The organism is Shinella zoogloeoides (assembly GCF_022682305.1).
Taxonomy (GTDB): domain Bacteria; phylum Pseudomonadota; class Alphaproteobacteria; order Rhizobiales; family Rhizobiaceae; genus Shinella; species Shinella zoogloeoides_B.
Genome location: NZ_CP093528.1, coordinates 845,362 through 868,149, shown reverse-complemented (window position 1 = coordinate 868,149; position 22,788 = coordinate 845,362). Strand labels below are relative to the sequence as shown.

General features: G+C 66.2%; 25 protein-coding genes. 13 read left to right on the top strand and 12 right to left on the bottom strand.

Annotation, left to right across the window (positions count from 1 at the left end; translation table 11 throughout):
• Positions 1–21 precede the first annotated feature (21 nt).
• The 5 genes from MOE34_RS04345 (at position 22) to MOE34_RS04325 (ending at position 5,892) form a co-directional block, all read left to right on the top strand.
• Entirely contained in the window at positions 22–1,530 is a 1,509-nt protein-coding gene (locus MOE34_RS04345; RefSeq protein WP_242221360.1) for a protein adenylyltransferase SelO, read from the top strand.
• A gap of 160 nt (positions 1,531–1,690) precedes the next feature.
• Complete coding sequence (locus MOE34_RS04340) at positions 1,691–4,024, top strand: glucose/quinate/shikimate family membrane-bound PQQ-dependent dehydrogenase (RefSeq protein WP_242221358.1); 2,334 nt, start codon at positions 1,691–1,693, stop codon at positions 4,022–4,024.
• A gap of 93 nt (positions 4,025–4,117) precedes the next feature.
• Positions 4,118–4,564 carry a hypothetical protein gene (locus tag MOE34_RS04335; protein WP_242221357.1) on the top strand — a complete coding sequence of 149 codons (447 nt, stop codon included), beginning with the start codon at positions 4,118–4,120 and terminating at the stop codon, positions 4,562–4,564.
• A 212-nt stretch (positions 4,565–4,776) separates the two neighbouring features.
• On the top strand, positions 4,777–5,277 hold the full coding sequence (locus tag MOE34_RS04330) for a GNAT family N-acetyltransferase (protein WP_242221355.1): 501 nt from the start codon (positions 4,777–4,779) through the stop codon (positions 5,275–5,277).
• Between the two features lie 30 nt (positions 5,278–5,307).
• A complete protein-coding gene (locus MOE34_RS04325) occupies positions 5,308–5,892 on the top strand; it encodes a DJ-1/PfpI family protein (RefSeq protein WP_242221354.1) in 585 nt (194 codons plus the stop codon).
• 5 nt (positions 5,893–5,897) lie between these two features.
• Here the strand turns inward: MOE34_RS04325 and MOE34_RS04320 are convergent, their stop codons facing one another.
• The 3 genes from MOE34_RS04320 to MOE34_RS04310 form a co-directional block, all read right to left on the bottom strand.
• Positions 5,898–6,806, bottom strand: coding sequence for a cytochrome c (locus MOE34_RS04320; protein WP_242221353.1), 909 nt, complete (start codon positions 6,804–6,806; stop codon positions 5,898–5,900).
• A gap of 195 nt (positions 6,807–7,001) precedes the next feature.
• Entirely contained in the window at positions 7,002–7,445 is a 444-nt protein-coding gene (locus tag MOE34_RS04315) for a c-type cytochrome (protein ID WP_242221351.1), read from the bottom strand.
• Between the two features lie 117 nt (positions 7,446–7,562).
• Positions 7,563–8,198, bottom strand: coding sequence for a LysE family translocator (locus MOE34_RS04310; RefSeq protein WP_242221349.1), 636 nt, complete (start codon positions 8,196–8,198; stop codon positions 7,563–7,565).
• A gap of 124 nt (positions 8,199–8,322) precedes the next feature.
• Between MOE34_RS04310 and MOE34_RS04305 the strand changes: the two genes are divergently transcribed.
• Positions 8,323–9,018 carry a helix-turn-helix transcriptional regulator gene (locus MOE34_RS04305; RefSeq protein ID WP_242221347.1) on the top strand — a complete coding sequence of 232 codons (696 nt, stop codon included), beginning with the start codon at positions 8,323–8,325 and terminating at the stop codon, positions 9,016–9,018.
• Positions 9,019–9,025: 7 nt separating this feature from the next.
• Here MOE34_RS04305 and MOE34_RS04300 read toward each other — a convergent pair whose 3' ends face one another.
• From MOE34_RS04300 to MOE34_RS04285, 4 genes are all read right to left on the bottom strand, one after another.
• Positions 9,026–9,394 (bottom strand): transcriptional regulator, encoded by a 369-nt coding sequence (locus MOE34_RS04300; RefSeq protein ID WP_242221345.1) that lies wholly within the window; start codon positions 9,392–9,394, stop codon positions 9,026–9,028.
• A complete protein-coding gene (locus MOE34_RS04295) occupies positions 9,395–9,676 on the bottom strand; it encodes a toxin-antitoxin system TumE family protein (RefSeq protein ID WP_242221343.1) in 282 nt (93 codons plus the stop codon).
• A 94-nt stretch (positions 9,677–9,770) separates the two neighbouring features.
• Positions 9,771–10,373: a superoxide dismutase gene (locus MOE34_RS04290; protein WP_242221341.1), complete on the bottom strand. Its 603-nt coding sequence runs from the start codon at positions 10,371–10,373 to the stop codon at positions 9,771–9,773.
• Between the two features lie 244 nt (positions 10,374–10,617).
• Positions 10,618–11,502 carry a branched-chain amino acid aminotransferase gene (locus MOE34_RS04285; protein WP_242221339.1) on the bottom strand — a complete coding sequence of 295 codons (885 nt, stop codon included), beginning with the start codon at positions 11,500–11,502 and terminating at the stop codon, positions 10,618–10,620.
• 183 nt (positions 11,503–11,685) lie between these two features.
• Between MOE34_RS04285 and MOE34_RS04280 the strand changes: the two genes are divergently transcribed.
• The 4 genes from MOE34_RS04280 to MOE34_RS04265 all read left to right on the top strand — a co-directional run bounded on the left by MOE34_RS04280 (position 11,686) and on the right by MOE34_RS04265 (position 15,832).
• Positions 11,686–12,726, top strand: coding sequence for a zinc-dependent alcohol dehydrogenase family protein (locus MOE34_RS04280; protein WP_242221337.1), 1,041 nt, complete (start codon positions 11,686–11,688; stop codon positions 12,724–12,726).
• Positions 12,727–12,975: 249 nt separating this feature from the next.
• Positions 12,976–13,626 (top strand): haloacid dehalogenase type II, encoded by a 651-nt coding sequence (locus MOE34_RS04275; protein ID WP_242221335.1) that lies wholly within the window; start codon positions 12,976–12,978, stop codon positions 13,624–13,626.
• 1 nt (position 13,627) lies between these two features.
• Positions 13,628–14,401 carry a trans-aconitate 2-methyltransferase gene (gene tam, locus MOE34_RS04270; RefSeq protein ID WP_242221333.1) on the top strand — a complete coding sequence of 258 codons (774 nt, stop codon included), beginning with the start codon at positions 13,628–13,630 and terminating at the stop codon, positions 14,399–14,401.
• A 276-nt stretch (positions 14,402–14,677) separates the two neighbouring features.
• Complete coding sequence (locus MOE34_RS04265; RefSeq protein ID WP_242221331.1) at positions 14,678–15,832, top strand: MFS transporter; 1,155 nt, start codon at positions 14,678–14,680, stop codon at positions 15,830–15,832.
• Between the two features lie 9 nt (positions 15,833–15,841).
• On the opposite strand, the gene MOE34_RS04260 is transcribed toward MOE34_RS04265, so the two are convergent.
• Entirely contained in the window at positions 15,842–16,231 is a 390-nt protein-coding gene (locus tag MOE34_RS04260) for a hypothetical protein (protein ID WP_242221329.1), read from the bottom strand.
• Between the two features lie 234 nt (positions 16,232–16,465).
• On the opposite strand from MOE34_RS04260, the gene MOE34_RS04255 reads away from it, so the two are divergent.
• Both MOE34_RS04255 and MOE34_RS04250 read left to right on the top strand, forming a co-directional pair.
• Positions 16,466–18,031 carry a helicase HerA-like C-terminal domain-containing protein gene (locus MOE34_RS04255; RefSeq protein ID WP_242223748.1) on the top strand — a complete coding sequence of 522 codons (1,566 nt, stop codon included), beginning with the start codon at positions 16,466–16,468 and terminating at the stop codon, positions 18,029–18,031.
• A 449-nt stretch (positions 18,032–18,480) separates the two neighbouring features.
• On the top strand, positions 18,481–20,001 hold the full coding sequence (locus MOE34_RS04250) for an ABC-F family ATP-binding cassette domain-containing protein (protein ID WP_242221327.1): 1,521 nt from the start codon (positions 18,481–18,483) through the stop codon (positions 19,999–20,001).
• Positions 20,002–20,189: 188 nt separating this feature from the next.
• On the opposite strand, the gene MOE34_RS04245 is transcribed toward MOE34_RS04250, so the two are convergent.
• The 4 genes from MOE34_RS04245 to MOE34_RS04230 form a co-directional block, all read right to left on the bottom strand.
• Entirely contained in the window at positions 20,190–20,939 is a 750-nt protein-coding gene (locus MOE34_RS04245) for an RES family NAD+ phosphorylase (RefSeq protein ID WP_242221324.1), read from the bottom strand.
• Positions 20,899–21,276: an MbcA/ParS/Xre antitoxin family protein gene (locus MOE34_RS04240; RefSeq protein ID WP_242221322.1), complete on the bottom strand. Its 378-nt coding sequence runs from the start codon at positions 21,274–21,276 to the stop codon at positions 20,899–20,901. Before MOE34_RS04240 ends, MOE34_RS04245 begins: the two co-directional genes overlap by 41 nt.
• A 123-nt stretch (positions 21,277–21,399) precedes the next feature.
• Positions 21,400–21,579: a hypothetical protein gene (locus MOE34_RS04235; protein ID WP_242221320.1), complete on the bottom strand. Its 180-nt coding sequence runs from the start codon at positions 21,577–21,579 to the stop codon at positions 21,400–21,402.
• A gap of 148 nt (positions 21,580–21,727) precedes the next feature.
• A complete protein-coding gene (locus MOE34_RS04230) occupies positions 21,728–22,150 on the bottom strand; it encodes an organic hydroperoxide resistance protein (RefSeq protein WP_160785559.1) in 423 nt (140 codons plus the stop codon).
• Between the two features lie 113 nt (positions 22,151–22,263).
• On the opposite strand from MOE34_RS04230, the gene MOE34_RS04225 reads away from it, so the two are divergent.
• Positions 22,264–22,755, top strand: a complete 492-nt coding sequence (locus MOE34_RS04225; RefSeq protein WP_160785558.1) for a MarR family winged helix-turn-helix transcriptional regulator — start codon at positions 22,264–22,266, stop codon at positions 22,753–22,755.
• The last annotated feature ends 33 nt before the right edge of the window (positions 22,756–22,788 follow it).

Sequence of the window (22,788 nt, the reverse complement as noted above, 5' to 3'; positions counted from 1 at the left end):
AGGCGCAACGGACGGACGATCATGAGCGATACAACGACGGCAGCGGTGGACAAGACCCGCCCCATTCCCTTCGACAACAGCTATGCGCGCCTGCCGGACGCCTTCTTCTCGCCCGTCGATCCAACGCCGGTGGAAGCGCCCCGGCTGATCGCCTTCAACCGGCCGCTGGCTGCCGAGCTCGGCCTCGACGCCGATGCGCTGGAGCGGCACGGCGCGGCCTATTTTTCCGGCAACGCGCCGCTGCCCGGCGCGCTGCCGCTCGCCATGGCCTATGCCGGCCACCAGTTCGGCCAGTTCGTGCCGCAGCTCGGCGACGGGCGGGCGATCCTTCTGGGCGAGGTGATCGACCGCAGCGGCCGGCGCCGCGACATCCAGCTCAAGGGCGCGGGCCAGACGCCCTATTCGCGCCGCGGCGACGGGCGCGCCGCGCTCGGGCCGGTGCTGCGCGAATATATCGTCAGTGAGGCGATGCATGCGCTCGGCATTCCGACGACGCGAGCGCTCGCGGCGGTCGCCAGCGGCCAGCCGGTCTATCGCGACCGGGTGCTGCCCGGCGCGATCCTCACCCGCGTGGCGGCAAGCCATATCCGTGTCGGCACCTTCCAGTTCTTTGCCGCACGCGGCGATACGCAGAACGTGCGCGTGCTGGCGGACCATGTCATCGACCGGCACTATCCCGAACTGAAGGGCGCGGAAAAACCCTATCTCGCGCTGCTGGACGCCGTTGCCGGGCGGCAGGCCTCGCTGATCGCCAGATGGCTCGGCGTCGGCTTCATCCATGGGGTGATGAACACCGACAACATGACGATCTCCGGCGAGACGATCGATTTCGGCCCCTGCGCCTTCATGGACCACTACGACCCGCGCACCGTCTTCTCCTCCATCGACCATGGCGGGCGCTATGCCTTCGGCAACCAGCCGATGGTCGGCCAATGGAACATTGCCCGGTTGGCCGAGGCGCTGCTCGCCATTCTCGACGATGACCAGGACCGGGCGGTGGAAGCCGCGAACGCGGCCGTCACGCGCTTCATGGACAGGTTCCAGGCGCATTGGAAGACGACGATCCGCGCCAAGATCGGCCTTGGCGACGACGAGGAGGATGGCGACCAGACGCTCATCCGCGACCTGCTCGTCACGTTTTACGAAGAGAAGGCCGACTATACGCTGGCCTTCCGCCGGCTCGCCGACGCGGCGGAAAACGAGACGGCCGACAGCGCCCTCGCAAGCCTTCTGGCAGACCCCGCCGCGCTCGGACCATGGCTCGCCCTCTGGCGCGAGCGGCTGTCGCGGGAGACCGCACCGCCGCAGACCCGCGCCGCCGCGATGCGCCGGGTCAACCCCGCCTTCATCCCGCGCAACCACAAGGTAGAAGAAGCCCTGACGGAGGCGGTCGACCACGGCGATTTCTCGCTGTTCGAGGCGCTGAACGCCGTGCTGGCAAGGCCCTACGAGGACCAGCCCGCCTTTTCCGCCTTCGCCGGGCCGCCGAAGCCGGGCGAAGAGGTCACCGCCACGTTCTGCGGCACCTGACGGCAGCGCGGGAAAGCCGCCGGCGGGATCATGGCCCGGCGCAACCGCGATGCCCGGCATTGAAGCCTCACGCTTGCGCCCTAGTTTCTCCAGCGTCCCCCCTTGAGCCGGACGTCATGCCGACCGCCTCCCCGGGCCGGCATCGCAAACGGAGATACCCATGTTGCTCACGCTGACCGCCACCTTCATCGCCATCATCGGATTGGTGCTGACGGGTGGAGGCGGATGGCTGCTGTCGCTCGGCGGTAGCCCCTACTATCTCGTCACCGGCCTTGCCTTCCTCGCCACGGCCATCCTCCTCTTCCGCCGCTCGGCGGCGGCGCTCTGGCTCTATGCCCTCATCGTGCTCGGCTCGCTCGGCTGGGCGATCTGGGAAGTCGGCTTCGACTGGTGGCAGCTCGGTCCGCGCGGCGGCGTCATCGTGCTCATCGGCCTCTGGCTGATGCTGCCGGCGATCCGCCGTCCGCTCGGTTTTTCCAGCCCCACCGGCACAGCCTACCCCGCCTCGGCCCTGCCGCTCACCGTCGCCAGCCTCGTCGCCATCGCCGTTGCCGGCTATTCGATGACGCAAGATCCGCACGATCTGGCAGGCGACCTGCCGACCGACGTCGTGAACGCCACGCCCGCACTCGGCGGCAACGTGCCGGCCGGCGAATGGCACCAGTACGGCCGCACGCCCTACGGCCAGCGCTATTCGCCGCTCGACCAGATCAACACGGACAATGTCGGCACGCTCAAGGTCGCCTGGCAGTACCGGACGGGCGACGTGAAACTGCCCGACGACGTGGGCGAAACGACCTATCAGGTCACGCCGCTGAAGATCGGCGACACGCTCTACATGTGCACGCCGCACAACTGGGCGATCGCCCTTGACGCCGCCACCGGCAAGGAGAAATGGAAATACGATTCCAACTCCGGCATGAACCCGGACCGCCAGCACCAGACCTGCCGTGGCGTCACCTTCTATGCCGACCCGGCCGCAACCGCCGGCACGGCCTGCGCCACACGCGTCTATCTGCCGACCTCCGACGCCCGCCTGATCGCGCTCGACGCGGAGACCGGCGACGTCTGCACGAATTTCGCGGAAAACGGCGTGCTGCACCTCGAAAAGGGCATGCCCTACAATCCGGCCGGCTACTACTATTCCACCTCGCCGCCCGTCATCACCGACGGCAAGATCATCATCGGCGGGGCCGTCAACGACAACTATTCGACGCAGGAACAGTCCGGCGTCATCCGCGCCTTCGACGTCAATTCCGGCGCGCTCATCTGGAACTGGGATTCGGGCAATCCGGACGTCACGACGCCGCTGCCGGAAGGCCAAGTCTATACCGTCAACTCGCCGAATTCCTGGTCGGTGTTCAGCTATGACGACGCGCTCGGCCTCGTCTATATCCCGCTTGGCAACCAGGTGCCGGACCAGCTCGGCATGGGCCGCAGCGAGCATGTGGAGAAATATTCCTCTTCCATCGTCGCGCTCGACATCAAGACCGGCGCGGTGCGCTGGGTGCGCCAGACGGTGCATCACGACCTCTGGGACATGGACGTGCCGGCCCAGCCAGCGCTGATCGACATCACCCGCGACGGCGCGACCATCCCCGCCCTCGTCGGCCCGACCAAGCAGGGCGATATCTACGTGCTCGACCGGCGCACCGGCGAGCCGATCATCCCGGTCAAGGAGGTGCCCGCCCCGACCGGCACGATCCCGGAGGATTTCTCCGCGCCGACCCAGCCGCTCTCCGACCTCACCTTCTCGCCGCCGCCGCTGACGGAAAAGAACATGTGGGGCGTCACCATGTTCGACCAGCTCGCCTGCCGCATCGATTTCCTGTCGATGAAATACGAGGGCCGCTACACGCCGCCCTCGCTGGAGGGCACCATCGTCTATCCCGGCAATTTCGGCACGTTCAACTGGGGTTCGGTCGCAGTCGATCCGGAGCGGCAGGTCATGTTCGGCATGCCGACCTATCTCGCCTTCACCTCCCGCCTCGTGCCGCGTGACCAGGTGCCGCCGAAGGGGCAGGACGAGAAGGGTTCCGAACAGGGCCTCAACCGCAATGACGGCGCGCCCTACGGCGTCTTCATGGGGCCGTTCCTCGGCCCGCTCGGCATTCCCTGCCAGGCGCCGCCATGGGGCTATGTCGCGGGCGCCGACCTTGCCACCGGCAAGATCGCCTGGAAGCACAAGAACGGCACCGTCATGGACATGACGCCGCTGCCGCTGCCCTTCAAGGTGGGCGTGCCCGGCATCGGCGGCCCGATGATGACCAAGGGCGGCGTCGCCTTTCTCGGTGCGGCGGTGGACGACTATCTGCGCGCCTACGACGTGACCGACGGCCGCCAGCTCTGGGAAGCCCGCCTTCCCGCAGGCGGACAGGCGACGCCGATGACCTATACGGTCGGCGACAAGCAATATGTGCTGATCGTCGCCGGTGGGCACGGCTCGGTCGGAACGAAGCCGGGGGATTATGTGATCGCCTATACGCTGCCGTAAGAGGTGCAGGCCGCCCCGGCGGACGCACCCAGGCGAAAGCCTCGCGACAGCCGCAACCGCTAATGGTTCCCCGACATTCGAGGAGCCATTTTCATGAAGATCGACGGCAGCGCGCTTTCCGCCTATGCGTTCAATCGGCAGCGGCCGGCCAGCACCGACAACAGCCTTTCCGACGGCTCGGGCGGCGGGCTGTCCTCGGCGCGCAATATCCCGACCGTGGAAGCCGGCCCCGCCGCAATGCCGTCCCGCCTTGCCAATGCGCTCTGGGCCAACAAGGCGGAAAAGGCCGAGCGGGAAAGCGAGAGCCTGCTGTCCGAATTCATGGAGCTTTCGAAGATGAGCCCCATCGAGCGCCTGCGCAAGGAACTGCTCGAGGCGATGGGCCTCACCGAGGAGAGCCTCGCGCAACTGCCGCCGGACCAGCGCGAGGCCATCGAGGAAGAGCTTCGCCGCACCATCAAGGAACGGCTGGGCGTGGACGAAACCGGACAGGCGGATGGTCAAACCACCGCCGGCGCGCCGGAGGAAACCTGGACCTGACCCGCCGTCCCTCTTTCGCGCCGCCAAGAAAGTCGATTGACAAACGGCGCGAAAGGGAGAATATCGCGCCCATGATCAAGAGCACGCACATCGCCGCAACGTATTTTTGGCTGTTCCGATAGGGAGCGGCTGTTCGATCATGTCAACAAGCCGCCATCAGGCGGCTTTGTTGTTTTAGGGCACCTGATGGCAGAAAATCCAAGGAGCCCGAAATGCACAACACCGTCATCAAGCTCGATCCCCACGCCGTCGAACGCCCGCCGATGCTGACCATCCGCGCCGCGCGCCCGGGCGATCTCCAGCAAATGCTCGACATGATCGCGCTGCATGCCGAATGCCACGGCGACACAGCGAAGATATCCGCCGCCGATCTCGACCGCGACCTCTTCGGCGCCAGCCCCTGGGTCACCGCGCTCGTTGCGGAAGCCGGCGGTCGACTGATCGGCTACGCGCTGCTCGTTCCCCTCTACCGCGCGATGGAAGGCCTGCGCGGCATGGAGCTGCACCAGATCTTCGTGCGTGACGGCCATCGCGGCCACGGCATCGGCCGCCATCTCGTCTCCCGCGCCCGCGAGCATGCACGCATCGCCGGCTGCGGCTACCTCTCCGTCAGCGCGGCGACCGGCAATTTCGGCGCGCACCGTTTCTACGAGCAGATGAATTTCCGCGCCGGACCGGTGACGGGCATGCGCTATGTGCAGGCGCTCGGCTGAACCGCGCTGTTTCAGGCAAGGGAGATGACCATGACGAAGCGGCTGGCAATCGTTCTGACCGAAGGATATGCCGATTGGGAATGCGGCCTGCTGATGGCGACCGCGCGCCACGCGTGCCAGGCCACGACCGTGGTGCTGACGCCCGGCGGTGCGGATGTCACCTCGCTCGGCGGCATATCCGTCACCTCGGCCGGCAAGGCGGAAGATGCCCGGCCGGAGGACTTCGACGTGCTGGTGCTGTGCGGCGGCACGATCTGGCAGTCGGCCGCCCCGCCGGACCTTTCGGCTCCGGTCGAACGTTTCCTTGCGGCCGGAAAGCCGGTCGCCGGCATCTGCGACGCCACGCTGGCGCTCGGCCGCATGGGCGTGCTCGACACGCGGGCGCATACCGGCAACCATGCCGGCCAGTTGCCGGAAACAGTGCCCGCCTATCGCGGCCAGGCGCTATACCGCGATCAGCCCCAGGCCGTCACCGACCGCGGCGTCATCACCGCCTCGGGCGCGGCTCCCGTCACCTTCGCCCGCGAAGTCCTCACAGCCATCGGCCTCGGCTCCCCCGAGCTGCTGGACTATCTCGCCATGTACAGCAATGAGCACCGGCCGGCGCGGGACTGAGTCCCCTACCGCGCCGGGATGGCCTTCAGGTAGGCGGCAATCGCCTCGCGATCCTCCTTGGGTAGCCTCGCCATGTTCTTCTGCACGGAGACCATCGAGCCGCCGACGCTGTCGAAATCCGGGGTAAAGCCGGTTTCGAGATAGCTGACGATATCGCCCGCGCTCCAGCTCCCGAAGCCGCCCTCGGCCGGTGTGATATTGGGGATGCGCCCCTGGCCTTCCGGATTCGGCCCGCCGGCGAGCCATTCACCGGTCCGCAGCCCGCCCAGCATGTCGCGGGGCGTGTGGCACTCCCCGCAATGGCCCGGCCCCTCGACGAGATACTGGCCGTGCCGGACGACCGGGTCGGCATCGGCAAGCTCCACGCGAGGCGCTTCGTTGAGATAGAGGAACTTCCAGCCGCCGAGCGCGAGGCGGATGTTGAAGGGGAACGGCAGGTCATGGCCGGGCGCGACATTGGCGCTCTTCGGCAAGGTCTTGAGATAACCGTAGAGATCGGCGACGTCCTTGACCGTCATGCGCGCATAGGAGGCGTAGGGGAAGGACGGGTAGAGATGTTCGCCGTCGCGCCCGGTGCCGCGCCGCATCGCATCGCCGAATTCCGCCAGCGTCCACGCCCCGATGCCGGCCGTCTCGTCCGGCGAGATATTGGGCGCGTGGAAGGTGCCGAACGGACTTTTCAGCGCCAGCCCGCCTGCCAGCACGAGCCGCTGGTCATCCGGCGCGCCGGGTGCGGCATGACAGCTCACGCAGCCGCCGGCGTTGAAAATGCGCTCGCCATTGGCAAGGTCCGGCTCGCCCGCGGCGGCCCATTCGGCTGCCGGCAGCCGCTCCGGCGCGGTGATCAAGACGAAGGCGCCCACGCCGATCGCCCCGAGCACGACGACACCGCCGAGAATTTTCCTGAGTGCCATGAAGCATCCCTCTTGCCGGCCCCGCGCCGGCAGACCACGAAAGCGCTGCCCCGGTCCGCCCGGAACCGTCAGGGCGGCTGCTTGCCGCGTTCCTTCCCTTCGGCGGGAAGGATGCGGCAAGGCCAACCCTCACGGATCCATCAGCCGACGGACCGGGGTAACGCCATCTCTTTTCCGGTAAACGGCCTACCGCATCTATTTCTTGATGCGGTAGACCTCATGACAGGCCGCGCAATTGGGACCGATCGCGCCGAGCGCCGCTCCGACCGCCGCCTGATCGGCCGGCGGGCTGGCTAGCGCCGCATCGGCGGCCTCGACGAGCTTGGCGGATTTCGCCTTGAAGTCGTCCATCGCTTCCCAGATCTTGGGGCTGGCCTCTGTCTCGTGGCCCGTCTCGGAGCCGGCCGGGAACTGCTCGGGGAAGGCCTTCGCCACCTCGCTCATCGTCGCCAGCGATGCCTTGACGACCTCCGCATCGTAGGGCTTCTCGCCCTTGGCGATGCCGGAAAGCGCACCCATGGCGCCGCCCACCTTCTTCATCATTTCCTGACGGACGACCTGCGGCTCGTCCGCCGCCACGACAGCGCCTGCGCCAAGGGCCGCAAGCACGGCCGCAACCGCCAAAGTCCTGACCTTCATCGAGTTCTCCATTTTCTGGCGGCCGGTACGACGCGCCGCCGGTTCGCGATGCGCGGCCATGATTGCATTTTAGGAAGTCGAGGAAAGTAAAATCTTTTTGAAACCGGACCGATGGCTTCAAACCGTTCCCCAGCCCCGCCATACCGTGACCACGGCGATGGCGACGAGCAGGACGCCGGCCGCGCGACCGACGAAGCGGGTGGCGGCGGGGCTGCCGACGAGGGCGTCGCGGCTGTGGGCGGCGGCGAGCGCCAGCCCGCCGTAGACGGCAAGCTGCGTCGCCCAGATCATCAGCAGCATGACGAGCGCCTGACGCCAGAGCGGGCCGAATTCCGGACGCAGGAACTGCGGGAAGACCGCCAGCATGAAGAGATAGGCCTTGGGATTCATGAGGCTCGTCAGCGCGCCCTGGCGGAAGCGCGTGGCGAGGCCGCGCCGGTCGAGGCTTTCCACGTCGTCGATGACGATGGAGCTGCGGAAGAGCTGCCAGCCGATCCAGGCGACATAGGCCGCGCCGAGAACCAGCAGCGCATTGAACAGCTTCGGCGCGAAATGCAGCAGCATGCCGACGCCGAGGGCGGCATAGAGCGTATGCACCAGCCCGCCCGCCATGATGCCGAAAGTGGCCGACAGCCCCGCCCTGCGGCCGCCGGAAAGCGAGCTGGCCAGCACGAAGACCATGTCCATGCCCGGCACGACGATGATGCCGGAGACGAGCAGGAAGAAGAGCCAGAGGTTTTCGCTATAAGTCATGTCAGTTGGCCGTTGTCCCGTTTCGCGCCGCAGCCCCATGCTGCCCTTTTATTTCAAGCGCTTGATCCTATGCTATAATGGAAGTCAACTGACAGGGACGTGTCAGTTGTGACGAGGCAAACCATTGCGCAAGGCATCGCGGCTCTTCGAGATCATCCAGATTCTGCGCCTCGCCCGCCAGCCGGTGACGGCGGCCGAGATCGCCGGGCGGCTGGAGGTGACGGTGCGCTCGATCTACCGCGACATCGCCGCGCTGCAGGCGATGCGCGTGCCGGTCGAGGGCGAGCGCGGCATCGGCTATATCCTGCGCCCCGGCTTCGACCTGCCGCCGCTGATGTTCTCCATCGAGGAGACGGAGGCCGTGGTGCTGGCGCTGGCGCTGCTGGAGCGCACGGGCGATGCTGAATTGCAGGCGGCCGCGAAACGGGTGGGCGACAAGATCGCCGGCGCGGTGCCCCCGCCGCTGCGCCAGACGCTTTCCGCCCGCGCCCTGCACGCCTGGGGCACTGTCCCGCGCCAGCCCGAGGGCATCGACCTTGCCACCGTGCGCCGGGCGATCCGCGACGAGGAGACGCTGCTGATCGACTACCGCGACGAATATGCCCGCGCCACCGAGCGCACCATCCGCCCCATCGCCCTCATCTACTATTCGGAGACAGCGAACATCGTCGCCTGGTGCGAGCTGCGTCAGGCCATCCGCAACTTCCGCGCCGACCGCGTGGAAGCCTGCGCGGCGACGGGGAGATATTTTAGAGGCGAAGGCGATGGGCTGCGGCAGCTCTGGATCTCCGGCTGGGCGGAGAACCGGGCGGCGGGGTAGCGTTCCGTCAGGCGACAGCCCGCAAATCAAAATCGGCATGAATGACGTCGAACGGCACCTCGACCTTGCCACTATCGGTGCGGTCGACAATACCCCAGTCGAGAAGCGTAACGATATCCTCGTGAACGCGCTTCACATCACGGCCGAGGGAGCGTGCGAGCGCACGGATGCTGCTCGGGCCGACCTGCTGCAAATGCTCGATCAATTCCCAGCGCTTCGGGCTGATGACCGAGAACAATTGCGCGGGCGAACTGAAGGTGAAGGTCGCGACCGGATCGGAGGGGATGCCCGTGCGAGCCGCTTCCGCCGCACGCGCAAAAATGTCGGCGAGGAGGACCTCGGAATCGCTGCGGATCTGGATGTGGGCGCGTTTCATTCAGGGCCTCCTTTTCGCGACTTCGGCCTGAAAATCCTTAAGCAACACTGCAACGCTCGAGAATGCATAAGGATGCTCCCTATCGTCGAGATGGCAGTGGTCTCCCTTGCCGCGCTCATTGTCGAAACCGACGATACGCCGGCCATCCCGCCCGTAGAACAGACGGTATTTATAGCAGTGCGCGCTTCCGGCAATGGGGTGAGGAACCTGCCAGAGCACGATCTCGACAATCGCGCCGTCCGGCAGGATCGTCTTCGAGCGCAGGAGAAGCACCGCATCCATGTTGGCATTTATGCCATCAATCGGACCATTTGTCGACTAAACAAAAACCCCGGCCGTTTCCGGCCGGGGTTTCCAAAATCCGAGAAGCCGAGGCTTACTTCGTTGCGGCTTCGTAGCGCTCCAGGACGTAGTCCCAGTTGATCAGGCTGTCGACGAAGGCTTCGAGGTACTTCGGGCGGGCGTTGCGGTAGTCGATGTAGTAGGAGTGTTCCCATACGTCGACGCCGAGGATCGGTTCCGCGCCGTGGACCAGCGGGTTCTCGCCGTTCGGGGTCTTGGAGATGGCGAGCTTGCCGTCCTTGACGAAGAGCCAGGCCCAGCCGGAGCCGAACTGCGTGGTGCCGGCGGCAACGAAATCGGCCTTGAACTTGTCATAGCCGCCCAGATCGCTGTCGATGGCCTTCTGGAGCGCGCCCGGCAGGCTCTTGCCGCCGCCGCCCTTCTTCATCCACTTCCAGAAATGGACGTGGTTGTAGTGCTGGCCGGCATTGTTGAAGAGGCCCTGGTTGGTGCCGTAGGACTTCTTGACGATCTCCTCGAGGGAGAGGCCCGCGAGGCCCGCTTCCTCCGCCAGCTTGTTGCCGTTGTCGACATAGGCCTTGTGGTGCTTGTCGTGGTGATATTCGAGCGTCTCACGCGACATGAAGGGGGCGAGTGCGTCGTAATCGTAGGGAAGCGGCGGAAGTTCGAAAGCCATCGTGGTGTCTCCTCTTTGTTTGCCGCAATTCCGGAGGCCGAATGCTCTCGGCCGGTGCTGGAATTGCTCTGGCGACGGAATTTTGTGAAGGAAATCCGTGAGCGGAACATAGGAGCGGCAACCGGAAGAGGCAACCGCCCGCCTTCCAAATTTTCCTGCCATACGGCAAAATCCTTTCGATTTGCCGTGTCCGTTCAAGGGTGGACGAAACGCCGTTCCGGCGAGCGGCGTTTCGTCTTCCTCTTCACGCGTCGCCGTTCGAATGCGCCCAGTCGAAATAGAGATCGCGCGCCTTGGCCGTGACGGGACCATGCGCGAGTTCGCGATCCTCCAGGCGCGTGACCGGTACGACCTTGGAATAGTTGCCCGAAGTGAATATCTCGTCGGCGGCCGCGAAGTCGGCGGGGGTGAGCGTGGTCTCGATCACATCGAAGCCGGCTTCCCGCAGCAGGCCGATGACGCGCGAGCGCGTGATGCCGGCCAGGAAGGTGCGGTTGGCGGCGGGCGTGAAGACGACGCCGTCGCGCACCATGAAGATATTGGACGAGGCGGTCTCGGCGACGTTGCCCAGCATGTCGCGCACCAGCGCGTTGTCGAAGCCGCGCTTCCTGGCTTCCACCAGCATGCGGGCGTTGTTCGGATAGAGGCAGCCGGCCTTGGCGTCCGTCGGCATGCATTCCACCGTCGGGCGGCGGAAGGGCGAGACGGTCAGCGAGGAGGCGGCATTGGGATCGCCCATCGAGGCTTCGAAGAGGCAGAGCGCGAAGCGGGTGGAGCCGGCATCCGGCGCGACGACGCTGATCGGCGAGCCGTGTTCGGCCCAGTACATCGGCTTGATGTAGATCGCCGTCTTGCCGTCGAATTTCTTGACGCCTTCCCAGGCGAGCGCCTCGATCTCCTCAGCACCGACGGTCGCGGAAAGGCCGAGCGCTTCGGCCGAGCGGTTGATGCGCTGGCAATGCAGATCGAGGTCCGGCGCGATGCCGTCGAACCAGCGCGCACCGTCGAAGACGGTCGAGCCGAGCCACATGGCGTGCGAGGTGGGGCCGATGAGCGGCGGGTTGCCCGAAATCCATTCGCCATCCACGAAGGTCCAGGTGGCGGAGCGCGGTGAGGTATCGACTGGCATCTTTCTTCTCCTTTAGCCCATCAAGGCCCGACCGGGGTCAGCGGTCAAGTCCCGCCTGCCTTCCGCCAGCGCGCGCCGCTTGTCCATTCAAGATGTTGAATGGGTGCATCAGGCCTTGTCATGAATGGTGCGGTTGAGGGCTTTCCGGGCGCATGCGATACAGCAGGGAAAGGGAGAAACACGATGCGCGCGATGTATTACGAAGCCTTTCAGGCGACACCGGATATCCGGGTGCTGCCGGATCCGACGCCGACAGCCGGCGGGGTCGTCATAAAGGTGGAGGCGACGGGGCTTTGCCGCAGCGACTGGCATGGCTGGATGGGACACGATCCCGATATCAGGCTGCCGCATGTGCCGGGGCATGAGCTGGCGGGCAAGGTGGTGGCGGTGGGCAAGGCCGTGCGGCGTTTTCGCGAGGGCGAGCGGGTGACGGTGCCCTTCGTTTCCGGCTGCGGCCATTGCGGCGAGTGCCGCTCAGGCAACAGCCAAGTCTGCGAGGAGCAGTTCCAGCCCGGTTTCACCCATTGGGGGTCCTTCGCCGAATATGTCGCCATCGACCATGCCGACCACAATCTCGTGCACCTGCCCGACGCCATCGACTATGCCACGGCCGCCAGCCTCGGCTGCCGCTTCGCCACCTCCTTCCGCGCGGTGGTGGATCAGGCGCGGGTGACGGGCGGGGAATGGGTGGCGGTGCATGGCTGCGGGGGCGTCGGCCTTTCCGCCATCATGATCGCCGCCGCGCTCGGCGCGAACCCCATCGCCATCGACATCTCCCCCGAGAAACTGGACTTCGCGAAGAAGATGGGTGCGGTCGCGGCGATCAATGCCCGCGCGGTTTCCGATGTCGCCGAGGCGGTGCGGGAGATCACCGGCGGCGGGGCGCATGCCTCCGTGGATGCGCTGGGCTCGCCCGTCACCTGCTTCAATTCCATCAAGAATTTGCGCCGGCGCGGGCGGCATGTGCAGGTCGGGCTGATGCTGGCCGATCATGCGACGCCGCAGATCCCCATGGCGCAGGTCATCGGCCACGAGCTGGAGATCTACGGCAGCCACGGCATGCAGGCCTGGCGCTACGACGCCATGCTTTCGATGATCGAAAGCGGCAAGCTTGCGCCGCAGAAGCTGATCGGCCGGCATATCGGGCTGGAGGAAGCCGTGCCTGCTCTGACGGCGATGGACCGGGCGACGGAATTGGGTATCAGCGTGATCACGCGGTTCTGAGGGGTTGCGCGCAAGGCAATCGCCCCTCATCCCGCTGCCGCGACCTTCTCCCCGCAAACGGGGAGAAGGGGCAAGAGGCGGGGCTTTCCCATCGCGAAATGCCGGCGAAGGGAAAGAGGCCTTGCATCCTTCCCTTCGCCCCGCTTGCGGGGAGAAGGTGCCGGCAGGCGGATGAGGGGCACGACAGAGAATTGACATTCGCCGCCCGATACCCGCCAATCGCCATGAAAGCGCAGGAGAATCGCCGCCATGTCCCATGCCGCCTATGTGTTCGACGCCTATGGAACGCTGTTCGACGTGCACGCGGCGGTGCGGCGCCATGCGGGGGATGTGGGGCCGAACTACCAGATATTCTCCGAGATCTGGCGCGCCAAGCAGCTCGAATATTCCTGGACGCGGGCGCTGATGGGCGCTTACGCGGATTTCTGGCAGCTTACCGAACAGGCGCTCGACTACACCTTCCAGCGCATCGGCGGCGTCGATCCGGCGCTGCGGCAAAAGCTGCTCGACGCCTACTGGAAGCTCGACTGCTACCCGGAAGTGCCGGCCGTGCTGAAGGCGCTGAAGCAGCGCGGCGCGCATATCGCGATCCTCTCCAACGGCTCGCCCGCCATGCTGGCCTCGGCGGTGAAGAACGCCGCGCTCGATACCGTGATCGACGACATCTTCTCGGTGGACGCGCTGAAGACCTACAAGACCGCCCCCGCCGTCTACGATCTGGTGACGACGAACTACCGGCTCTACCCGAACGCCGTCTCCTTCCAGTCCTCCAACCGCTGGGACATCGCCGGGGCGACCAAATTCGGCTTCCGCACCGTCTGGATCAACCGCTCCGACATGCCGGACGAATATTTCGACCTCGGCCCCGCCCTCATCCTGCCGTCGCTGGAAAGCCTCTAGAATGGCCTGGTCCGCCGCGCAGTACCTGAAATTCGAGGACGAGCGCACGCGCCCGGCCGCCGACCTTCTCGCGCAGGTGCCGGCGGACCTTCGGGCCGGCACGGTCTACGACCTCGGCTGCGGCCCCGGAAACTCGACGGAACTGCTCGCAAGGCGCTTTCCCGGCCGGGGCGTGCGCGGCGTCGACAATGCGGCCGACATGCTGAAGGCAGCGCGCCAGCGCCTGCCGGGCGTGGATTTCGTCGAATGCGACCTTGCGACATGGCGCCCGCCCGATCCGGCCGCCCTGCTCTTCGCCAATGCCGTCTTCCAATGGCTGCCCGATCATCTGGCGCTGATGACGCGGCTGATGGACGGGCTTCGCCCCGGCGGCATGCTGGCCGTGCAGATGCCGGACAACCTGATGGAACCCTCCCATCTCCTGATGGAGGAAAGCGCGCTCGCCGGCCCATGGAAAAGCGCCTTCGCCGAAGGCACGCCGCGCCGCAAGCCCCTTCCCGCCCCCACCGCCTATTTCGACGCCCTCGGCCCCAAGGCGGCGCGCGTCGACGTCTGGCACACCGTCTACAATCACCCGATGGCGGATGCGGCCACCATCGTCGAATGGGTCAGGGGCACCGGCCTTCGCCCCTATCTCGACCGCATCCCGGCGGAAGAGCGCGACGGCTTCCTGGCGGACTACGAAGCGCGCATCGCTACGGCCTATGCCCCGATGGCGGACGGGCGGCGGCTGTTGCGCTTTCCCCGGCTGTTCGTCGTGGCGGTGAAGGCGTAGGCGGTTTCCTGCGGGCTTCGGCGTTGCCGCTCCTGCCTTCTCCCTTCGGGGAGAAGGTGGCCCGAAGGGTCGGATGAGGGGGTATCCTCATGAAACTCCTGCTTTTTCTGCCTCCGGCATCCCCCTCATCCGCCTGCCGGCACCTTCTCCCCGAGGGGAGAAGGGAATTTGCCGCGCCGCTTCGGCCGATCCCGATAGCGGGAAAGCCCGCCTTCCCAAAAACCGGCGGGCGGAGTATGGGAGGGGCTTGGCCGCGCCTGCGGCAGGGAGCCTCTCATGCAGTCCTCGTCTTCAACCGTCCTCTCGCCGGACTGGCCGGCCATTGCCGCCGTCGTTCTCGGCGCGACCGCCTTTTCGGTGGCGCAGGGGCTGACCTATCCGCTCGTCTCGCTGACGCTGGAATCGCGCGGCTTCTCGCCCTCGATGATCGGCGTCAACGCCATCGCCTATGCGGGCGGCATGGGGGCTTCCACGCTCTTGATCGGCAGCCTCACCTCGCGCTGGCGGGCGGACCGGCTGATCATCGCGAGCCTCGTCGTCTGCTCGATGTGCCTTGCCACCTTCGCCGCCTCCGCATCCTTCACGGTCTGGCTCGTCGCCCGCTTCCTGCTCGGCTTCTTCGCCAGCGTCATCTTCATGCTGGGTGAAGCCTGGCTCAACGCCGCCTGCCCGGACCGGCTGCGCGGGCGGGTTTCCGGCCTTTACGGCGCAGGCATCTGCGCGGGGTTCGCGGCCGGGCCGCTCGCCATTCCGCTGCTCGGCAGCGAAGGTGGCCTCGGCTTCGCGCTGACGGCCGTCTATCTCGCCATCGTGGCGTTCGCCACCGGCATGCTGATGTTCTCGACGAAGACGGTGCCGGAGCCGTCGTCCAAAGGCGATCTCCTGCGCTTCTTCAAGGCCGCGCCGCTTCTCGTCGGCATGGTCTTCGCCTTTGGTTTTGCAGATATCGCGGCGATCTCGGCCATGCCGGTCTATTTCGTGAAGATGGGCTACAGCCAGTCCTTCGCCGCCGTCAGCGTGACCGTGCTTGCCTTGCCGACGGCCATCGCCCAGCCCTTCATCGGCATGCTGCTCGACAAATTGCCGCGCGAACGCGTGGCGCTTACCGCGGTCAGCGTCGCGGCCGCGAGCTACTTCGTCCTGCCGGTGGTGAAATCCGAGATCGCGATCCTCACGGTCTTCGCCATCATGGGCGCGGCCGCCTTCTCGCTCTATACCTGCGCGCTCACCATGCTCGGCGAACGGCACAGCGGCTCCATGCTGGTGGCCGGCAGCGCGGCCTTCGCGCTCGCCTACTCGGTCGGCAGCGGCGCGGGATCGGGCCTGACGGGCGCGATCATGGATGCGGGCGGGCCGCAGGCCGGGCCGATCTCGGTCGGCCTCGGCCTCACCGCCTTCACCGCCGCGCTGTTTTTCGCGCGGCGGCGGTAAGCGAAGGTATCAGACGAACTGGCTGAGGCCCGGGACGGAGGCGACGACTTCGTCGACCACGTCGGCGCCGGCATGCTCGCGGGCGACCGCGATGGTTTCCTTGGCAAGGCCGGTGATCTCGCCCATGCCGAGGCCCTGGCTCATCAGCTGCTGGCCGAGGCCCATGACGCCGCCGCCGCCGATGGCGCTCATCAGGCTGCCGAGCAGGCCCTTGCCTTCGCCTTCGCCGTTGTACTTGGCCACGAGATCGGAGGCGCCCGGAATGGCTTCGATCATCTTGGCGACCGGGCCATCGGCCGCTTCGCGCTGCAGGAAGCCCAGCATCATGCCGATCGCCTTTTCGGCAAGGGCAGCATCGATGCCGACGGCATCGGCAACGCGGGTGACGAGATCGCTCATGGAAAATCCTCCAATGGAATTGACGTTGACGTCAAGGTAAATGAATTCCGCGACAAACTCAAGCGGCTCCGAAGCGCTTTCGTGTGGGTCGGCGCGCCCTCAAATCGTGTTGTTTGCCTGCCGGACTATCCTTATAAGCTGTGGAAGACGATTCAATGAAAACATGGCCGAAGCGATGCGCGGCCGGACGAATCGCAGGACCGGCAGCCAGGGAGTTTCAACGTGGCGGATTCCATTCTTCAGGACGGAAAACTCTATATCGGCACCAGCCGCAAGCCCGACGACACCAACAACAAGCCCGAATATCTGGAGCTGAAGTTCGGCAACCGTCACGGCCTCGTGACCGGCGCGACCGGCACCGGCAAGACGGTGACGCTGCAGATCCTCGCGGAAGGCTTTTCCAATGCGGGCGTGCCCGTTTTCTGCGCCGACGTGAAGGGCGACCTTTCGGGCATCGGCGCCATGGGCGAGCCGAAGGATTTTCTCCAGAAGCGCGCCGACCAGATCGGCTTGACGCCCTACGACTTCCAGGAATTCCCGGTCATCTTCTGGGATCTCTACGGCGAGAAGGGCCACCGCGTCCGCACCACCATCTCCGAAATGGGGCCGCTGCTGCTCTCGCGCCTGATGAACGCGACGGACGCGCAGGAAGGCGTCATCAACATCGCCTTCAAGATCGCCGACCAGGGCGGCCTGCCACTGCTCGACCTCAAGGACCTGCAGGCGCTGCTGAACTATATGGGCGAGAACGCCTCGGCGCTCTCCAACCAGTACGGCTTCATCTCCAAGGCCTCCGTCGGCTCGATCCAGCGCGAATTGCTGATCCTCGAACAGCAGGGCGCCGAGCAGTTCTTCGGCGAGCCGGCGCTGAAGATTTCCGACATCATGCGCACCACCAATGACGGACGCGGCGCGATCTCGGTGCTGGCCGCCGACAAGCTGATGATGAACCCGCGCCTCTACGGCACCTTCCTCCTGTGGATGCTCTCGGAACTCTTCGAAGTGCTGCCGGAAGTGGGCGACCCGGAAAAGCCCAAGCTCGTCTTCTTCTTCGACGAGGCGCACCTGCTCTTCAACGACGCGCCCAAGGTGCTGATCGAGCGTGTCGAACAGGTCGTGCGCCTCATCCGCTCCAAGGGCGTCGGCGTCTATTTCGTCACGCAGAACCCGCTCGACGTGCCGGAAACCGTGCTCGCCCAGCTCGGCAACCGCGTGCAGCACGCGCTGCGCGCCTATACGCCGCGCGAGCAGAAGGCCGTGAAGACCGCCGCCGACACCTTCCGCCCCAACCCGGACTTCAACTGCGCCGAGGTGATCACCCAGCTCGGCACCGGCGAGGCGCTGGTCTCGACGCTCGAAGGCAAGGGCGCCCCCTCCATGGTGGAACGCACCCTCGTGCGCCCGCCGGCCTCGCGCCTCGGCCCTGTCACCGATGCCGAGCGGCAGGCCATCATGAAGGTCAGCCCCGTCGCCGGCCTCTACGACGAGGACTTCGACCGCGAGTCGGCCTACGAGATCCTGATGGCCCGCGCCAAGAAGGCCGCCGATTCCGCCGCCGCGCAGGAACAGGCGCAGGCCGAGGAGGCCAGCCAGCCCTCCTCCGGCGGCAGCCGCTGGACCCTGCCCGGCTTCGGCGACGAAGAGCCGGCCGCACCCTCCGCACCCAAGCAGGCCAAGCCCCGCGCAGGCTATCAGCGCGAGACGGTGGCGGAAGCAGCGATGAAGTCGGTGGCCCGGACGGTGGCGTCATCGCTCGGGCGGGCGCTGGTGCGCGGGATTCTCGGGAGTTTGCGGCGGTAAGGGCTGCGACGGCCCCTCATCCGCCTGCCGGCACCTTCTCCCCGCAGGCGGGGAGAAGGGATATGTGGCAATGCCACATGCTTCCCTCGGCGATCCAGTTTGTAGAAAGCAGCCCGGCATTCCCCTTCTCCCGCCTGCGGGGAGAAGGTCGCGGCAGCGGGATGAGGGGCAGCCTCGATTGCCAACGCTCCTTTCCGATGCTACCCATATCCCCGTTCGCAACACGTAAGAGGGACTGTGCCGTGAAGTTCGGCTTCCTGCCACATCGCACACATGGCCCTGATCTTGCCCTGCAGATGCGTTTGCAGGGCTGATCGGAACGGACACATCTTCTCTTCTGGTCTGCCCTTTCAGGCGATGCGGCCTTGTGCCTGCATCAAACTCCCCGGCCCTTCGCGTGACTGACGGCTGACGCCGCGCCGCAGGGTTTTGAAGACCAGAGAATTTCCATGTCGCTCATCAATATCCGTGCGCTCGGCGTCACGCTGTCCACCGACCTCTTTTCCAATCTCAACCTCTCCATCGCCGCCGGCGACCGCATCGGTCTCGTCGCCGCCAACGGGCGCGGCAAGTCCACGCTGCTGAAATGCATTACCGGCGACGTCGAGCCGACGACGGGCGAGATCACCCGCGCGCGCGGCCTCACCGTGGGGCATATGGAGCAGAACCTTCCCGCGGGCCTCGAAAAGCTCACCTTCCGCGAGGCGGTGCTGAGCGCGCTTTCGCCCGAGCAGCAGGAGAGCGAAAGCTGGCGCGCCGATGTGACGCTGGAGGAGCTGGAAGTGCCGGAGGCGCTGCGCGAACGGCCGCTTTCGGCGCTCAGCGGCGGCTGGCAGCGCATCGCGCTCGTCGCCCGCGTGCGCGTCGGCGAACCGGACGTGCTGCTGCTGGACGAGCCAACCAACCATCTCGACCTTGAAAAGATCGCCCGGATGGAGAACTGGCTCGGCACGCTGCCGCGCGACATGCCGGTCGTCCTTTCCAGCCACGACCGCGCCTTCCTCGATGCCGTGACGAACCGCACGCTCTTCCTGCGGCCCGAGCGCTCGCAGATCTTCGCCTTGCCCTATTCCCGCGCCCGCGCGGCGCTGGACGAGGCGGATGCGGCGGAAGAACGGCGCTTCGAGAAGGAGATGAAGACCGCCCAGCAGCTTCGCCAGCAAGCGGCCAAGCTCAACAATATCGGCATCAACTCCGGCAGCGACCTTCTGGTGGTGAAGACCAAGCAGCTCAAGGCCCGGGCCGAGCGCATCGAGGAGGCGGCCAAGCCCGCGCATCTGGAGCGTTCGGCCGGTGCGATCCGACTCGCCAATCGCGGCACCCATGCCAAGGTGCTGATGACGCTGGAAGACACCGCGGTGGAGACGCCTGACGGCACGCCGCTCTTCCGCACCGGGCAGAAATTCATCTGCCAGGGCGACCGCATCGTGCTGCTCGGCCTCAACGGCACCGGCAAGACGCGGCTCGCGCGGCGGCTGCGGCAGGCGATCGAGAGGGCGAGCGAGCCGGGCATCAAGCCGACGCCCTCGCTGGTGCTCGGCTATGGCGACCAGGTGCTGTCCGACCTTTCGGACGCGGAGACGCCGCATGGCACGATCATCCACCGCTTCGATGTGGGCGACCAGCGCGCGCGCAGCCTGCTTGCCGGCGCGGGCTTTTCCGTGGAAATGCAGGGGCGGCCTGTCGGGCAGCTCTCCGGCGGGCAGAAGGCGCGGCTCGGCATGCTGGTGCTGCGCCTCACCAATCCGAACTTCTACCTGCTCGACGAGCCGACCAACCATCTCGACATCGAGGGGCAGGAGGCGCTGGAACGGGAACTGACGGCGCAGGAGGCAAGCTGCCTCTTCGTCTCCCACGACCGCGCCTTCGTGCGGGCGGTGGCGAACCGGTTCTGGCTGATCGAGAAGCGCAAGCTGATCGAGGTGGACGGACCGGAGGCGTTTTTCGAGGAGACGGCGCTGCTGGCGTGAGCGCAGCCGGTTTCGCGAAATTCACCCTTTCTTTCGTCATGCTCGGGCCTGTCCCGAGCATCTGCAACCGTCGCGGTTTCGATGCGTCGGCAGATCCTCGGCACAAGGCCGAGGATGACGCCGGTGGGCGGGGCAAGGGTTGTCGGCAGCCCGGGTGTGGCTTGGGCAGAGGGCGGAAAGGCCCCGCCTCACCCGATGCGCGGATCCCCTCGAAAATCCTCGCGGGAAAAGCCGATGCGCCTTGGCGGGTGGTCGCAGAGCGCCTGCACGCCGAGGGCAGAGAGCCGGATGCGCCAGGTCTGGCGCTCCACCGGTTTTGGCGCGGCAAAGCCGGTTGCCGTCAGCAGCGCCATGTTGGTGCCGGCAGCGGGATCGCGCACCGAGCGGTAGAGGATGGCGGCGATGCCGCCTTCCCGTGCGCCGTCGGCCAGCGACTGGCAGGCGGCGTAGTCGGTCGGGTGCGTCCAGTGCGGGGCGTCACGGTCGAGCGGCGGGCGCGTGAGGTCGATCGATTTTTCCGTCGCAACGGCGGCGGAGAAGGCGGTGTAGTCGGCGGCGTTGCCGGGCAGTGGCGTTGCCGGCGATTCGGAAAAGAACAGCAGGCGGTAGAAGCCCATTTCGGCCAGCGCCGTCTCCACCGTCAGCGCCGCGTAGTAGACGCCGAGCGTGCGCCCTGCCCTGCGGAAGCGCGAGCCATGCGGGTAGACCGCGCCATAGCGGAAGGGTGTGGCGAGCAGATAATCGAGGCCGGCGCATTCGGGCGGAAGGACCGGCTTGCTCTCCTCCAGGAGGTCTTCCAGCAAGGCCTGCTCGTCCAGCGTATCGACGAGCTTCAGGGTCGAGACGCGGTGCTGCGCCTCGACGAACCGCCAGACGGGACCCGCGAAGGGCCGCGCCTCAGACGAGAGCGCGGCGGGCGTCCAGATAGGCAAGGACATCGACAAGGCCGGTAACGGAGGTGATGCGGTCGACGGGGCGTGCGCCAAGCACCGTGTTCTCCGCCGTCATCCAGGCGCGCGAGACGCCCTCGTCGCCACCGGCGATGGCGTCGAGCGAGCGGAAGAGGCGCACAAGCAGGACGGCAAGCTCGAAGGGCTTGGTGCCGCGCTCCAGCAGTACATCCTGCCGTTTCAGCCGCGAGACCGTCGCCTCCGAAACGCCGATGACCGCCGAGAGAATGCGCGCCGTCAGGCCCAGCCTGTCCGCCGCGCGGACAGCCGCCTTGGTGAGCACGACGCCCTCGGCATTGGCCTGCTGTACGGGTTTGCGCTGCATGATGCCGGCTCCTTCATGAGAAACAATATAATCCTTATTTTTCTCATGACAAGGTTCTCATACATACGAAAAACCCGGATGCAGGGAACATCCGGGCTTTCGGGAGGCCAGTCGGCGGACTGATCAGTTGCAGACCGTGATCTTGCGGAAGACCACATTGCCATAATCGTCGTAGGTCTTCACCTTCTTGACGAAGCAATGGGGCGCTTCGTCGTAGCTGCTGTAGCAGCGGGCCTGCGAGGGGGCGGCGAAGGAGACGACCGCAACGACGGCGATGGCGGCGGAAACGATGATCTTGCGCATGGGTCTCTCCTGATCGGGGGGATGAGCCTGTCTCATCCAGTGACCGGAAGATCGCACACCGCCCCCTGCTCGGCTGTTCCCGGAGGAACACATGAAAAAGGCCGCCCGGAAAACCGGACGGCCTTTTCGCTGTGCGGCTGGAGGCCGATCAGGCGACGGTGGTCTTGACGTCGAGATTGCCGCGCGTGGCGTGGCTGTACGGGCAGACGACGTGAGCCTTCTTCACGAGATCCTCGACCACGGCCTTGTCGAGACCAGGAACGGAGACTTCCAGCGCCGCCTCGATGCCGAAGCCGCCGCCGTCTTCACGCGGGCCGACGCCGACGGTCGCCGTGACCTTGGCATCATCCGGAATCTTCACCTTTTCCTGGCCGGCGACGAACTTCAGCGCGCCGAGGAAGCAGGCGGAATAACCGATGGCGAAGAGCTTTTCCGGGTTGGCGCCGGGCGCGCCGTCGCCGCCGAGTTCCTTCGGCAGGGTCAGCGTGACATCGACGGTGCCGTCTTCCGTTGCGCCATGGCCTGCGCGGCCGCCGGTCGAGGAAGCCTTGGTCCTGTAGAGAATGGGCATGGGTGTCTCCTTCCTGGTTTCGTTGGTGATGGATAATTGGTAGCGTAAAATTAGATTGCGCGCAATATGATTTTGCAAATTGCAATTTTGGCCGTTTGTGCGACAATGGCAGCATGATCGACAAACGTGACGAAGCTGAGACAGGCGATATTCCGGCCGGCATGCTGGCGCTCGACGCGCAGCTCTGTTTCGCCGTCTATTCCGCCGCCCACGCGCTCAACCGCACCTACAAGCCCCTGCTCGATCCCTACGGCCTCACCTATCCGCAATATATCGCGCTGATGACGCTTTGGGAGGAGGACAGGCGCACGGTGAAGGCGCTGGGCGAGACGCTCGGCCTCGATTCCGGCACGCTCTCCCCTCTCCTCAAGCGGCTGGAGGCGGCCGGCTATATCCGTCGCGCGCGGGACAAAAGCGACGAGCGGCAGGTGCTGGTGACACTCACCGACAAAGGCCGCGCCATGCAGCGCGACGCCCTCGCCATCCGCATGGAGATCGGCAAGGCGACCGGCTGCTCGCTGGAGACCCTGCAGGCGCTGACCGCCGAGCTTCAGGCCCTGGCCGGCCGGCTCGAGGGCGAAGGCAAGCAGGGCGACGCCGCCTGACGGGCGTGACGCCCACGCCTATCCCCTTGGATT